Annotated in this window: 11 protein-coding genes; 8 read left to right on the top strand and 3 right to left on the bottom strand. The window is 43.6% G+C overall.

All coding sequences use genetic code 11. The annotated features are described in order from the left end of the window. Positions 1–403 precede the first annotated feature (403 nt). The 4 genes from CLV98_RS12535 to CLV98_RS12520 all read left to right on the top strand — a co-directional run bounded on the left by CLV98_RS12535 (position 404) and on the right by CLV98_RS12520 (position 7,156). Complete coding sequence (locus CLV98_RS12535) at positions 404–970, top strand: RNA polymerase sigma factor (protein ID WP_229203350.1); 567 nt, start codon at positions 404–406, stop codon at positions 968–970. Between the two features lie 59 nt (positions 971–1,029). After that, positions 1,030–2,094 carry a FecR family protein gene (locus CLV98_RS12530; protein ID WP_109674654.1) on the top strand — a complete coding sequence of 355 codons (1,065 nt, stop codon included), beginning with the start codon at positions 1,030–1,032 and terminating at the stop codon, positions 2,092–2,094. Positions 2,095–2,165: 71 nt separating this feature from the next. After that, positions 2,166–5,669 carry a SusC/RagA family TonB-linked outer membrane protein gene (locus CLV98_RS12525; RefSeq protein ID WP_109674653.1) on the top strand — a complete coding sequence of 1,168 codons (3,504 nt, stop codon included), beginning with the start codon at positions 2,166–2,168 and terminating at the stop codon, positions 5,667–5,669. A gap of 32 nt (positions 5,670–5,701) precedes the next feature. Further along, positions 5,702–7,156 carry a RagB/SusD family nutrient uptake outer membrane protein gene (locus CLV98_RS12520; RefSeq protein ID WP_211320026.1) on the top strand — a complete coding sequence of 485 codons (1,455 nt, stop codon included), beginning with the start codon at positions 5,702–5,704 and terminating at the stop codon, positions 7,154–7,156. Positions 7,157–7,260: 104 nt separating this feature from the next. On the opposite strand, the gene CLV98_RS12515 is transcribed toward CLV98_RS12520, so the two are convergent. Then, positions 7,261–8,559 (bottom strand): alkaline phosphatase family protein, encoded by a 1,299-nt coding sequence (locus tag CLV98_RS12515; protein ID WP_109674652.1) that lies wholly within the window; start codon positions 8,557–8,559, stop codon positions 7,261–7,263. Positions 8,560–8,927: 368 nt separating this feature from the next. Here CLV98_RS12515 and CLV98_RS12510 point away from each other — a divergent pair, with 368 nt between their 5' ends. The 3 genes from CLV98_RS12510 to CLV98_RS12500 all read left to right on the top strand — a co-directional run bounded on the left by CLV98_RS12510 (position 8,928) and on the right by CLV98_RS12500 (position 11,005). After that, on the top strand, positions 8,928–9,911 hold the full coding sequence (locus CLV98_RS12510; protein ID WP_109674651.1) for a serine/threonine dehydratase: 984 nt from the start codon (positions 8,928–8,930) through the stop codon (positions 9,909–9,911). A gap of 257 nt (positions 9,912–10,168) precedes the next feature. Then, positions 10,169–10,690, top strand: a complete 522-nt coding sequence (locus CLV98_RS12505; protein ID WP_109674650.1) for a sigma-70 family RNA polymerase sigma factor — start codon at positions 10,169–10,171, stop codon at positions 10,688–10,690. Positions 10,691–10,816: 126 nt separating this feature from the next. Beyond that, on the top strand, positions 10,817–11,005 hold the full coding sequence (locus CLV98_RS12500) for a metalloregulator ArsR/SmtB family transcription factor (protein ID WP_310588717.1): 189 nt from the start codon (positions 10,817–10,819) through the stop codon (positions 11,003–11,005). Between the two features lie 222 nt (positions 11,006–11,227). Here CLV98_RS12500 and CLV98_RS12495 read toward each other — a convergent pair whose 3' ends face one another. Continuing rightward, positions 11,228–11,569, bottom strand: coding sequence for a hypothetical protein (locus CLV98_RS12495; RefSeq protein ID WP_109674649.1), 342 nt, complete (start codon positions 11,567–11,569; stop codon positions 11,228–11,230). 559 nt (positions 11,570–12,128) lie between these two features. On the opposite strand from CLV98_RS12495, the gene CLV98_RS12490 reads away from it, so the two are divergent. Next, on the top strand, positions 12,129–12,557 hold the full coding sequence (locus tag CLV98_RS12490; RefSeq protein ID WP_109674648.1) for a DUF1330 domain-containing protein: 429 nt from the start codon (positions 12,129–12,131) through the stop codon (positions 12,555–12,557). A gap of 24 nt (positions 12,558–12,581) precedes the next feature. On the opposite strand, the gene CLV98_RS12485 is transcribed toward CLV98_RS12490, so the two are convergent. Beyond that, entirely contained in the window at positions 12,582–14,423 is a 1,842-nt protein-coding gene (locus CLV98_RS12485; protein ID WP_158281247.1) for an alginate lyase family protein, read from the bottom strand. Between the last annotated feature and the right edge of the window lie 86 nt (positions 14,424–14,509).

The following is a 14,509-nucleotide window of genomic DNA, read 5'->3' as shown; positions in this document are numbered from 1 at the left end:
TCCTTATTACGATCGCTCGGTCGCCATGCCTAGGCCTAAGTCGCGGAGTGTCCCGTGGCACAGCCATATAAACCCATTCATAAGCTCGGTATAGGACCCTTCGTACGGTTCTAAAGTAAATGCTCCTATTTCTGTAATTCTACGAATCCGCAACTTTTCAGGTCGGTATCTATTGGTCTCTTAATAGTACCTTTACTCCACTATAGGTAACCCATTGACTGTAAATAAATTAACAAAAAAAGAAAAGAATATTTAAAATTATTCAGAAAAAAATGGATTAAAAAGCCTCATTCTTGGGATATAGTTAATATAAAGCAATAAAAACTTTACTAAATATCATTTTTATATTTACAACCCACGATTTTAATGATAGGTGTTAACCATGCTGACTGATAATTCAAACATGCTGGATATAGCATTATGGAATGCTTTTAGAAAGGGTGATTATCACGCTTTCAACAAAATCTATGAGCGCTATTCCAAGGATTTGCTGTCGTATGGGCTAAAAATCACGAACGATATACAACTAACAGAAGATAGCCTTCACGATCTGTTTATAGATTTATGGACGAGTCGAAAGAATCTCAGCGATACCAATTCCATCAAATTCTATCTTTTCAAGGCCTTAAGAAACAAGATATCTAACGCAAAAACCAGGGATCATTTCTATCAAATGAAAGACCTGTCGACGGAGACGGCCAATGCCGACGAATTCGTGATTGAAACGTATCTGATTGATACCGAAACTCAGAACCATCTGGAATATCAATTGAAGAAAAACTTTCAACAATTAAGTCCGCGCCAGCAGCAGGCCTTAAACCTACGGTTTTACCACCATTTTAAGAACGAAGAAATTGCCGAAATAATGGGCGTTAATTATCAATCAGCCTGCAAGTTTATCTATTCAGGGATTAAAGCCTTAAAGGAGGCTGTAAGAATTCTCTCGATTTTTCTCCTCGCTAATTTCTGATTTACAGCTTTCTACACTTCCCCCTCAAATATTAACCTATATACTGAAAAGCCAACCTTATGAACTATTACGAATATGACGTGGAGGACTTTCTGGCTGATGACTACTTTAAAAACTGGGTCATTTTCCCCGATGAAGAAAATGAAGCCTTTTGGCGACATTTCCTTTCCGAATTCCCTGAAAAGTACCATACGATTGAAACCAGCAGAACATTAGTCACCGAGCTCTACCACCTCAACGAAAAAGAAATACCACAGGAAAGCTCCGATGCAGTATGGCAAAGAATTGACGCTACGCTTCAAGAAAACAAACGTAGTTTTAGGATTCCACTATGGTTCAATCCCCAAACTGCTGCCGCTTCTATTGGAATCACCTTGGCTGTCGGCTTGCTATGGATGCTGTATACACACCATTGGATCCCCCCCCTTATGCTGTCGAATGATTCGAAACTGGAATGGGTACAAATTGTAAATAAAAACAAACCAGGCATAGACATAAAATTGGCCGATGGTAGCCAGGTTTACCTTCATCAAAATAGCACCTTAAAATATCCTAAAAACTTTGCTGAAGCGCCTCTCCGGCAAGTAACGCTAGAAGGTATGGCCCGTTTTGACATCCATAAGGATCCTTCAAGACCCTTCTTAGTGTATGCTCAGGGGCTGGTAACCAAAGTTTTAGGAACGAGTTTCATTGTAAAGGCTCCCAAAGGGGATACTAAAGTTACTGTCTCTGTCAATTCTGGAAAAGTTTCTCTGTATTCCAAAAGAGAGGAATCGAAGGCCGCAGAAAATGGGATCGTGCTCACCCCTAATCAGCAAGCTGTATTTGAAACTAAGACTACCACCTTTGCTAAATCGGTGGTAGACCACCCGGAGGTCCTCGATAAGGTGGCTCCTCCCTCTTTCTACTTCAATAATGAATCGGCCGTCAACATCTTCAAAAGTATTGAGCAAGCTTATGGTATAGACATCCTGTACGATGAAGAGCTGATGAGCCGTTGCAAACTCAATTTGGATATATCTCAAGAAGACCTTTATCAAAAATTGAACATCGTCTGTAAAGTACTTAACGCACGTTTTGAAATGATCGACGCCAAAATTATTATTTATAGCCCGGGCTGCTAAGGGACCAGGGCGCCAGCATCTTCACCAAAAAATCTAAACCCATCGAATACCAACCATCTCCAATTACATATATGAAAAAACATTTCAATTCCTACAAAAAAAGGATGCCGATACTGACCCTATCGCTCCTCCAATTTTTGGCTATCTTAACTTTTCCGAATCTTTCTTCGGCAAATAGTGCCATGGGCCAAGAACTACTTTCTCAAACCGTCAAATTCAACTTCATTAATAGCAAAATTGAATTTGTATTGGGCAAAATAGAAAAACAAACCAGTGTAAAATTTGCCTATAAGGCCGATTTAATACCAGCTGACACCAGAATTACCATTACCGCCGACCGGGAGCCCCTCTCTCAAGTTTTGGACAAACTTTCCGAATCTCTTCATTTGAACTATGAAGTGGTCGGAAAGCAAATCATCCTAACCAAAACTGAAAACAAAAAGACGATTCGGTACAAACCGATCCAGGCCCGTTCGGAGCTTATCAATGAAGCCCAAAATGCCGATATCACCATTACTGGAAAAGTTACCGATGCGCAAGGACAAGAACTACCGGGGGTGAGCATCCTCATTAAAAACTCCAGCACCGGAACCACCACCCAGGCCGATGGGAGCTATCGAATAGTCGTACCCCAAGAGGGAGCCACCTTGGTCTTTAGCTACCTAGGCTATACCAGTGTAGAAAAGATTGTGGGAGCGTTATCGGTTCTTAATGTGGTGATGACTGAGGATAGCAAGTCACTTTCAGAAGTAGTAGTGGTGGGTTATGGTACTCAAAAAAGAGCAAGCGTAACGGCGGCTATTGCCTCTGTACCCATGGAAGAAATTAAGGATATGCCGGTTTCTAACGTGGCAACCGCCTTACAAGGAAAGATTGCAGGGGTAGTTGTTCAACAAAATAACGGTACACCAGGAAGTAGTCCAGCCATCAAGGTAAGGGGATTTGGCTCTATTAGTGCAGGAAACTCCCCATTAATCGTGGTGGACGGGAACATCGTTGACCCTACTATATTTGGAACCCTCAACCCCAACGACATAGAAAGTATGGACGTCCTTAAGGATGCCTCCTCTACCGCTATATATGGCTCGAAAGGCTCGAATGGGGTGATCCTGATCACCACCAAAAAGGGTAAAAATGGCAAGAACCAACTGAGCCTCGATATGTATACGGGGGTACAGGAAGTAGCCAAAAAACTAGACCTACTGGACTCCCAACAGTTTGCCGAGTTTGGCAAAGAAGCCTCCAACAACGCCTACCTCGACAATATAGTGGGTGCGAACGTGACGGACCCAAACAGCGTAAGGCCCACCGACTACCTCCGATACAGATATCCTAGAGGCGAAGTTTTCGACTGGTTGGACTTTGATGACCCTACCAAGGTAGCTAACTTACCCAACTACGATTATCAAGATTTGATTTTCCAAAAAGCTAAAATGTCTAATATTCAACTGACGGCCTCAGGTGGCTCCGACAAGGGAAAATACCTGATCAGCGGAGGCTTCCTCAACCAAGAGGGGATTATCAAACGTTCCGACTTAAAACGCTACACCTTTAGGGCCAATGCCGAACTAAATCTTTTGCCCAAACTAAAGATCGGCATGAACTTGAATCCAACCTTCAAAGTAGAGCAAGAAGTGAGCGACGCAGGCCATTGGGCTAGCAATGGGATTATCAACGCCGCCCTATCGGTATTGCCGATGATCCCTATTTACGACGAAGCGGGTGGCTATACCTCCATGGCCGGGTTTGCAGCCCCATATAACTATCCGGGCATCACCAATCCAGTAGCGAATATTACTGAACTGAACCGTCAAAACACATCTATCAATTTTTTAGGTAACACCTATGCTCAATACGATTTCTTAAAGCATTTCACCTATAGGGCCACGGCCAATGTGAACTTAAAGGGTAACCGTGTTAATTCTTATCGGACGTCGAAGATGCCTTTGAACCAGCAATTGCCCCCGACGGTAGCCACCGGATACGCCAACTCATACCAGACTTTAAGCTGGTTGTTCAACCAAACGGTTAATTTCAATAAGACCTTCAACGATGTACACGAAGTGGATGTTCTGGTCGGGATGGAGTCTACCAGGTTACAATATGAGGAGAGCCTTACTGGAGGTAGCTCGTACCCCAACGATGTTGTCGAGACCTTGAACGCCAGTGCTAATGGTTCTACCACGACTGGCTCCTCTTTTAAAACAGCCAATGCGTCGGCGTCTTATTTTGCCAGAATCAATTACAATTATAATGGCAAATACCTGTTAAACTTTTCGGTCCGTCGGGACGGATCCTCTATTTTCGGAACCGAAAATCGCTGGGGTACTTTCCCGGCAGCCTCTATAGGCTGGAGGATAAGCGAGGAATCATTTATGAAGGGCATTTCGGCGATTTCGGAAACGAAATTGCGCATGAGCTACGGCTTAGCCGGCAATAATGCCTTCAACAATTATTATCCTTATGTGGCCAGTCTGGTATACGACAACTACAGTTTTGGCAACACGCTCGTCTCGGGGCTAGCACCTGGTTCATTGGCCAATAATAAGCTCGGCTGGGAAAGGAGCCAGCAATTGGACGTCGGAATCGACATGGGTCTATTTAACAACCGCATTCAGGTCATAGTAGATTACTATAAACGTACCACCAAAGATTTGCTCCTCTCGGTTAACGTACCTACCCTCACTGGTTTTGGATCGGTAGTGAAGAATATCGGTAAAATGGAAAATAAAGGATGGGAGTTTTCTTTAAATACCCGTAACCTGGTTCAGGAATTCACCTGGAGTACTGGGATCAACCTATCCCTCAATAGAAATAAAGTATTGGCCTTAGGACCTAACGGCGACGATATCGTCAGCGGTAGCGGAATTGGCCAGACCAATATCACCCGGGTGGGCTCCCCTATTGGAAGCTTCTATGGCTATAAGCAACTGGGCGTATTTGTAGATCAGGCCGACTTGGACGCCAACCCTCATGACGCCACTTCGCGCCCAGGAGATGTAAAATATGCCGATATCAACAACGATGGTAAAATTGATGCCAACGATAGGACCATTATTGGCAACAATCAACCCGACTTTATATATGGGATATCCAACACCTTAGCCTATCGAGGCTGGGACTTAGGAATTTCCATTCAAGGTTCTCAAGGCAACGAGGTGTTGAACCTGAGCCGTCGCTTCTTTGAAAACCTCGAAGGCAGCGCCAACCAGATCACCACGGTTCTTGACCGATGGAGGTCCCCACAGGACCCAGGCGATGGCATCACTCCTCGTGCCAATGCACGTACCACCGGGAATAATAATGCAGTTTCGACCCGTTGGATTGAGGACGCCTCCTATCTTCGCATACAGAATATAAGTCTAGGCTATTCACTCCCCGAATCGGTACTATCCAAAATTAAAGTTTCCAGGGTACGCATTTATGGATCCGCTCAGAACTTGTTCACTTTCACCAAATACCTTAACTACAATCCAGAGGTAAGTAATTATGAAGGCCCACTTACTGGGGGTGTCGACTACGGAGTGTTCCCCTTGGCCAAGACCTTCACCATAGGACTAAATTTAAGCTTGTAAGGTATTTAATAAGAGAATTAATCAAGGAAATTATGGAAAATATAAAATCAAATTTTTGGTCCCTTTTGGTAGTGCTAACCCTTAGTGCATGCAGCCAAGATTTTCTAGACCTTAAACCTATTTCATCGGCCACCACCGATAATTTTTACCAATCGGCCGACGACATTAAAATTGCCGTCAACGGGGCCTATGCGGGCTTGCAGGCCAGCGGCGTTTCTACCAATAACTACATTTTCGGGGAAATCACCTCCGACAATACCATCCCTGTGGCCTCCGGCTCGGTAACCGATCAGGATGAGTTCGACCGCTTTTACATCCGAACTACCAATCCTTACATTCTGGCTCGATGGAATGATAGCTACACGGCCATTGCTCGGTTCAACACCATTTTGGACAAAATAGAGGCTATCTCTATGGACGCAGCCCTCAAAAGCCGCTACATAGGAGAAGTTAAGTTCTTAAGGGCTTTCGTCTATTTTAACCTAGTGCGCAGCTTTGGAGACGTACCCTTAGTGACCAAGTCCATTACCAATGCCGACGAAGGGTATGACTACAGCCGCAGCCCAGCATCCGAGATCTATACTCAGATACAACAGGACCTTACCGATGCCGAAGCCGCCTTACCGCTTAGCTATAGCGGCAATGATATTGGACGGGCCACCAAAGGAGCCGCTAAGGCCTTATTGGGCAAGGTATACCTGACCCTTAAAAATTATGCTCAGGCAAACACAAAGCTCAAAGAAGTCATTGACTCAGGCGTATATGAAATACTGCCTAACTACGCCGATGTGTTTACGGTAAGCAATAAAAACCATAAGGAAAGTGTCTTTGATATTCAATTCAAATCGGGAGGAAGTGGAGAAGGAAACCCCTGGCCCAATACCTTTGCCCCTCAAAACTCGGGAAATGCCGTGATTAATTTTGGGGGAGGTGGCAACAACCAACCTACCCTCGACCTTATTAATGCCTATGAAGAGGGCGATTTACGTAAAGATATCTCCTTGGCTACTTCCTATACCAACGCCAGCGGACAAGTGATTCCGGATCGGTATGTAAAGAAATATTTTGATGTTCCCGCTACTTCTGGAGACAACGGCAATAATATCCCGGTGATCCGCTATGCCGACGTCCTGCTGATGTATGCAGAAGCCTTAAATGAACTCGCATATCAAGCCAACGGACCCGCCTTCGATTATCTAAACCAGGTCAGAACTAGAGCAGGGCTCCAAGGCCGAAGCGCTGCTGATACGCCTAGCCAGGAGGCCTTCCGATTGGCTATTGAACAGGAGCGACGCGTAGAACTTGCGTTTGAAGGACACCGGTGGTATGACCTGGTTCGTACCGACCGGGCCATACCGGTCCTTAACGGAAAAAAGGACCAGATCAACTTAGTCACTACCCTGACTCAAAACCATTTGGTGTTCCCGATCCCCCAAAGCCAGATTGATATCAATAAGGAAAAGATTCAGCAAAACCCAGGTTATTAAATTTCGGTCTTCACCCGATAAACAGAAAACGCACGCCAGTCAATAGGCGTGCGTTTTCTGCTTTTTTAACTGGTATCCCCAGCAATCCATTCGAATAGGCTTCACTATCGCCCCCCGCCGGCTGGTGCAAGTACTCCTTCTAGCTCATTAAGTTGGCCATCAATTGCTGCTGGAATAGGCAATCCCAGTATTTTACACATAAGGGGATAGAGGTGAATATTTTTTACAGAACCAGTGGTATAGCCTTTTTTAAAGGCTGGGCCCTGCGCATAAAATATCCCCTGCATATCCTTAAAGGTGGGGTCATAGCCATGCACCCCAAAGACCTCAATGCCGTTTCGTACTTTACTGTCTATTCCTTGTCGGGAACTGAAATAATACCCCTTATCGGGTATGATTTGTAGCGCTCCCCAGTCTTTGCTTTTGGGAGTATATTCGAAGCCGGGGGTGTCTTCCGTTTTATATACCTTAAAATGACTTTCCTTTTGTTGTAAATACGACAATACCCCATCAATAGAAACGCCCTCCTGGGGGTGAATGTTCATGATCGCCCCATTGTCCATAACCGTATACAGGCTGTCGTTCTTTATCGACTCCGTAGGGATCAGGTGAGTCGTTTCGACGGGCGTCATTCCATGGTCCGATACCACCATTACATTGACGGGAAGGCCCGAAGCCGCTACCCCTTTAAAGAGCTCTCCAAGGTTTTTATCTAATTGGAATAAGGCAGTTTTAATCTTCTCCTGATTGTCGGGCCCATAGCGGTGGCCAAAGTCGTCCATGTCGGAGAAGTACAGGGTGATCAGATGGGGTCGTGTTTTGGCGGGTAACGTCAACCATTTCAAAGCCTGGGCCACTCGGTCTTCATTTTTTACATTACCGTCATATTTGTAATAATAGGTCGGCTTCACACCTTGAATATTGGCTTCGGAGCCCACAAAAAAATAACTGGCCGTCACCATTTGCGCTTTATCGGCCTGGACCCAAATGGGCGTGCCTCCATAAAAACTTCCATCCTCAACCATATCCCGATTCCCGATTTTATAAGTGACATCCTTTTTGTAATTAAAAAAGGTGTTCCCAATAATCCCGTGCCCCTCCGGGTAGAGCCCGGTAGCAATGGTATAATGGTTGGGGAAAGTCTTGGAAGGGAATGCGGGAATTAAAGATTCGGCTTGTACGCCATTCTGGATAAAGCTACTTAAGAATGGTGGCTTATACTGGTTCACATAATCCCACCGAAAACCATCTAAAGAGATCAGTATAAGATAGGGCTTCTTGAGGGAGGCCTTAGAATTGACCGTGGAAGTGGTATGATTTAAATTTTTTCCCGATTGACAAGCGGACAGGACGGCCAAACTTATCATTAAAACCAGTCCGAATATAATATTTCTAAAGCGCATTTTAAGGTTTATTCTTTTAGCTAGTTACGGCGGCCAAGTTAGAGAAAAAAGCGATGGCTACGACCTTTTACGTCGAGGGATATAAGATTCTAGTTCGAAAACGACAATGCCATAAATCGCATTTAAAAGCTAGGAGCTACTATTCGGATAAGACCAACGTCCATATTCTTAGTATTTCACCAGCTACATACCCATAAATGTTATCATAAAACATTTTGATGGAAATCAACCTTGGATAAAGAAACATAATCCCCAATCATTCGTTTCAGACAACAGGCATATATAAAATTAGCTCATTCGGCAGTAAATTGGATAGCGCCAATATTTTAAGGAGACCTATACCATCATAAAGAAATCACAAAACACCTATGCTTAAAATTCAAGACATCGAGAAGGCCCATAGTCGGATAGAACGATACGTCACAGAAACACCCATACTATCCTCTACATTATTGAATACCTGGCTGGGTCATGAAATCTTTTTCAAGGCCGAGTGTATGCAAAAAATTGGTGCTTTTAAAGCGAGGGGGGCCTGTAACGTCATTTCATGGCTAGCTGAAAATGGTGTAAAACCTATAAGGGTCATCGCCAACAGTTCGGGCAACCACGCCCAGGCAGTAGCCTGGGCCGCGGCTCAGTTTGATATCCCCGCCACAATCTATATGCCTGCCTACTCCTCAAAAATCAAGATTCAAGCCACTGCCTCTTATGGGGCGCAAATTGAATTGGGAGCGGATCGCAATAAGACCGATGCAAGCGTAAAGAAGGCTTCCGAAGAAATGGGGGTCTATTGGATTCCTCCATTCAACCATCATCAGGTAATAGCAGGACAAGGAACGGCCATTTATGAAGCACTGAGACGGGTGGATCGTCTAGACGCCGTAGCTGCCCCCTGTGGGGGTGGAGGCCTATTGTCTGGCACGCTAGTCGCCACCCATGCACTTTCTCCAGGCACTAAGGTGCTAGGGGTCGAACCCTTAAATGCCAATGATGCCGCCCAATCTTTACGAATGAATGTGATTCAAAAACTTGCAGCCGTACCCGATACCCTAGCCGACGGTGCCATGACCATGGCCGTAGGGGATATCACCGTCGAATATTTAAAACTACTCGACGAGCTATATGAGGTAGAAGAATCCAAAATTATCTATTGGACACAATGGTTGACTCATCTTTTAAAACTTCATATTGAGCCCACCAGTGCCATGTCCATGGATGGCGTTTGTAGATGGTTAAAGGGACAGAAAACTAAAAAACGGGTATTGGTCATTCTTTCAGGAGGGAATATTGACCAAGAAAACCAATTAAAACTGTGGCATGAAAATTGTCTGGATCATATACCAAGGCTGTAGCAATTTGTAACGATGCCAATTTTTTATTCATATAGAGTATCCTTTTTGTCAGATCTCAGTCTATAATATGAACCAAAAACAACGAAACTATGAATACTTGTCAATGTGAAGAATGTCAATGTGACCAGTGCGATTGTGTGAATTGCGCGACCAACGAATGTCCTTGTGAAAGCTGCAATTGCGATCAGTGCGACTGTTGCTAATACCACCAAAGGTTGACTCCATCCAAAAAGTCAACCTTTTATTACTTACAACTTATGAATACGGCACATATTTGGCAACAATATCACTCGGAGCTCTATTCTTTTGTCCTACAAAAGGTTAAACACCCAGATACAGCCCAAGATATACTGCAGACATCTTTTATAAAAATACATCAAAAAATAGGGCAACTAAAAGACCCTGAGAAACTCAAAAGTTGGATATTCCAAATCGTCAGGAATGAAGTGTACGATCATTTCAAGACCAGACAACCAGATATTATAACCGACAACGTCCCTACTCCATCGAACGACGATGTCGTACCAATATGCTGTTTGGATCGATTTATCAATCAACTTCCTGAACTTTACCAAGCCCCTATGCAATTGGTATATCAGGAAGGAAAGTCCCAGGCTGAAGCCGCTCAAATCATCGACATTAGCCTCGCCAATCTCAAAGCTCGGATTCGCAGAGCCAAAGCCATTTTAATCGATCAGTTTACGGTTTGCTGTAAATTCGAAATGAATAAGGATGGAAAACTAATAGGCGAGCCCGATTGCGCCATTTGTGATCGGTAATCTGGCCCGTATAAACGACTAATCTAACTGAGCTATTCGACGGTATCAACGACTGATATTCCAATTACAAGTAGGTCCGTCTTGGGTATTTCCAATATATTTAGATATTTGTCTAAATATCTAAATATGAACGAGATTTTTAAGGCATTGAATGACAAAACCCGGCTAGAGATACTAGTTCACCTAAAAGCTGGGGATATGTCGGCAGGTGATATTGCCCAGCTTTTCAATATTTCAAAGCCCAGTATCTCGCAACATCTGTACATTCTTAAAAAGGCTGAGCTGGTTCAGAGCGAAAAAAAGGGAAGTTTGTGATTTATTCTCTCAATACGACGGTTATAGATGATCTTTTACAATGGATTTTAAGATTTAAGTAGGGCCTATTCTTAAGCCACGCCCGTAGCATCATAGTCCTATTGGTAGTAACAGCCGTGATTTCCATTATCCCGATCACATTTTCCTACTTGGAATATCAGAGGGTGCAGAAATCCGACCCGCCGGTTTAAAGCGCTTGCTCCGGCTGGAAATATAAGGTCTTCAAATTAACCCCTTTTCCTCCAACTCCCTCTTTAGGCGATAATATTCTTCAACCCGCTGGGCATTCCTGTTTTCAAGATTATGTTTCCCTACTTTTATGGGAGGCGAAACGTCCTGAATTTCCTTGACCTTTATTATGATCTCATCTCCAATCGCTAGGCTCGACTGATACCACGCAAGCGTTTCATAATTTTCCGTATCAGCCGTATTCAATCCCGTAAAATCTAGTTCTATAGTGTCCAAATCCTTATTGGCCATCTTGGTCAAAATAATAGAAAATACACCATCCCTTAGGGCACCCGTAACCTTTTCACCTCTTACTGTTAATTCAAAACCAATCATAATCAGGATTTTTATATTGACACTTCCATACCCATTAACTACAAAATACGCAAACAGACCGAGGCCATTTATTTACGCTCTGAGTTATAGAGAGCAAGATAGACGTACCCCACCAATAACTATCCTTTAAAGTAAAATACACTTTCTGCCTACTTAGCCCAGTTATTAAGGGTATATTAAATGATCCACCCTACCTATTTTTCATAAATCCCCTAGTTATTCCGATGTCTTATGCAAAATGTCCTGTGTCTTAAATATTATAATCTACTTTTCTGACATCCTTTTTAAAGGCCTCCTCCTCGTATAGCGTGACCATATTTCGGTCAGGCTCTACCTCAAATCAGCACACTAGAGGCCTCTGGCTACAAGAATTCAATGTTGTATGCCACCTAGAACATTGAATCCATCGCAAAATAAACCAGAATCATTTGAAAAAAGTGATGATTCTGTTAAATTTGGCCAAGGCGCAAATTATATAAACACCTACTGTACAGAGTCATACAAACACCAACAAGCGCGGATTAGATAAAAACGATCGGCTACTTAACCTCAGAAAAAAATGAGTCACTATACCCATGCAACTGTTGAAGCAGGAATGAGTTTTTATCAAAACTTTAACGGCAAAGGAGAAATAGTCATGCTAAACCTACTCAAATATAGGTCAGTGGCCAACTATGCCGACTTCGAAACACTACAACCAGCCAAGGAGATCAGTGGAGAAGATGCATACCAGTTGTATTTGCAACATACCATACCTCTTTTTGAAAAGGCAGGAAGTAAAATTCTCTATTACGGAAAGTGTAAAGACTTTCTAATTGGCCCCCAGACCGAGCAATGGGATGCTATGCTGTTAGTCAAACACCATTCGGTAGCTAAATTCATTGAATTTGCCCAAAGCAAGGATTACATTAAAATTGAGGGCCACCGAACAGCTGCCTTAGAGGATGCTAGGCTACTGCCGTCCTTTGAAACAGACATTACACCGTAAGCACTCCCTTTTTAGTCCTTAAACTCACTTTTCAAAATCCTTTTCACACCCTTTTCTTGAACCAAAATTTGAAGATGATTGAAGTCTTGCCCCGGTCGATTCAGGAGTTCCACTTTTATCTGTGGAATATCCTTTTCGTAGGGAGCAACCAAGGTCACAAACCGCAGGACGGACTCCTCGCTTGATTTTTTTAATCGGTAACGAAAGGCGGGTCTCGTTTCCGCTTTGGTGTATTCCAAAAGACACCCTCCCCTCTTCTTCATGGAGTTCAAGTCCTTTCTGCTGATTAGAAGCCACAAAAATATTCCATCCTTCTTTATAATCGGACCGAAAAGAACCCTGATCGCCGTTGACTACGGCCTTGCCTGGGGCCAATTGAAAATGAATATCCACATCACCAATACCCGCTCCAATGGCTTCGTCTACAATATCGAAATACCTTTTATCTACAAAGAATACGGAACGGCGGTGGGTAAGATCGGGATACCCGGCATTTTCAACTACCAAAACATCCAGATGGGCTCCGGGTTTCCAGTTAAGTAGCTTAGGGGCATATTTTGTATTTTTTCCATTCAGCGTTAGGGTCTGATGCACCTTCGTTTGACGGAACCATTTCCGGCCTTCTGGGTCGCCATGGTAAATATAACTTCCCGCATCGGGCATCAAAGTTCGCCCTCCTGCAGCCAGGGTAAAGGTTCCATTATCAGGCTGACAGTGCCCTCCCCCATTTGGGCCACATTTTAAAACCATACCGATAGCATCTTTACCCCAGTCACTCCGTAGGGAGTAGATTCCACTATTATTTAATGCATAGGCGGTTTGATCGGGCCTATGACCTTGTTCGCCGTTGGTGGCCATAAAAAGAAAATCTTCCCTATTAAATAGTTCCGACCATTTCTTGAACAAATTGGCATGCTGCCCAGGAACTCCAGCCCAATCATCGCCAAACTGTGCATGCGTACCATCGGGCAAACCTATTTTCATAGGGACCTCACACATTTTCTCTATCTTTTTATGAAATGAATCCGGGAAAGCGTCTCCTAATCCATTCATTTGGGCTAGCTCATAAGTTCTGTAAAACCAGTGAATACAACCCAAATGATACCCCATGGCCAATTCGCGCTGATGCCCATCGGCATATACCTGGTGGTCTATTTCAATATTAAGTCGGCGTATGGCCTCCGTTTTCCACTTTTCTGAATTTTTAAATTCTGGAAAGGTAATGGCAATAAAAGCAAGGCCCTCGGCCTCCATAAGACTCCAATTACTGCCTGAAGTATATTTGGTCATTAAAAATTCGGCATGGTCATAGCAACTGTTCATCAAAGAAACCAGCACCTCCGATGTAAAATGTTCCGATTTGAGAAATTGGTAGTAAAGGCCGGTCCATTTATACCCTCTTATTCCTGCCTCAATAGACCTCCAAGCATAGTCATGGGCTTTGTCGCGTGGATTCTTGTCGGTCCAGTCTACCAACTGACTACACCATTCTTTGGCATAGCGCTCATCCCCAGTTTTGGCATATACCTTTCCCATCGCATCCCAGAAATACATGCGATTGAGTTGCCACACCCATTCATTATCGGGGACGGGTCGAGAATTCCAGTTGATATCATCTCCGCAAAAATGAGGTGGATAACTAGGCTGTCCCACAAATATATGCGCGAGTGCATCATTTGCATATTTCAATTCCTTTTCAGCAATCATCCCCCGGTCCGATCCACTATTGATAGGATGCTTGATATGCTTTCTATTTTTGTAATATTCGAGGAGTTGCTCCGCCTTGGACGTATTTTGATTTGTAACTATAGACTTCACAGCACTAGGTTCCAGCCGATTCAAAAGCGTTTGCGTATTTTTTTCCAAATTAATAGGCTGTGAATAGGCCACCATCGAGCATAAACCAGGTATTATTAATAGGAGTGTTATTCTTATTCTATTCAAAAAATTCA

This window comes from Dyadobacter jejuensis, assembly GCF_003149085.1.
Classification (GTDB): domain Bacteria; phylum Bacteroidota; class Bacteroidia; order Cytophagales; family Spirosomataceae; genus Dyadobacter; species Dyadobacter jejuensis.
This window is presented reverse-complemented; position numbering and strand designations above follow the sequence as displayed.

Excerpts from the sequence above, each read along its gene's own strand:
- CLV98_RS12525 (WP_109674653.1), top strand. The coding sequence starts at position 2,166 with ATGAAAAAACATTTCAATTCCTACAAAAAAAGGATGCCGATACTGACC.
- CLV98_RS12490 (WP_109674648.1), top strand. The coding sequence starts at position 12,129 with ATGAGTCACTATACCCATGCAACTGTTGAAGCAGGAATGAGTTTTTAT.
- CLV98_RS12495 (WP_109674649.1), bottom strand. The coding sequence starts at position 11,569 with ATGATTGGTTTTGAATTAACAGTAAGAGGTGAAAAGGTTACGGGTGCC.
- CLV98_RS12515 (WP_109674652.1), bottom strand. The coding sequence starts at position 8,559 with ATGCGCTTTAGAAATATTATATTCGGACTGGTTTTAATGATAAGTTTG.
- CLV98_RS12500 (WP_310588717.1), top strand. The coding sequence starts at position 10,817 with ATGAACGAGATTTTTAAGGCATTGAATGACAAAACCCGGCTAGAGATA.
- CLV98_RS12505 (WP_109674650.1), top strand. The coding sequence starts at position 10,169 with ATGAATACGGCACATATTTGGCAACAATATCACTCGGAGCTCTATTCT.
- CLV98_RS12535 (WP_229203350.1), top strand. The coding sequence starts at position 404 with ATGCTGGATATAGCATTATGGAATGCTTTTAGAAAGGGTGATTATCAC.
- CLV98_RS12530 (WP_109674654.1), top strand. The coding sequence starts at position 1,030 with ATGAACTATTACGAATATGACGTGGAGGACTTTCTGGCTGATGACTAC.
- CLV98_RS12520 (WP_211320026.1), top strand. The coding sequence starts at position 5,702 with ATGGAAAATATAAAATCAAATTTTTGGTCCCTTTTGGTAGTGCTAACC.
- CLV98_RS12510 (WP_109674651.1), top strand. The coding sequence starts at position 8,928 with ATGCTTAAAATTCAAGACATCGAGAAGGCCCATAGTCGGATAGAACGA.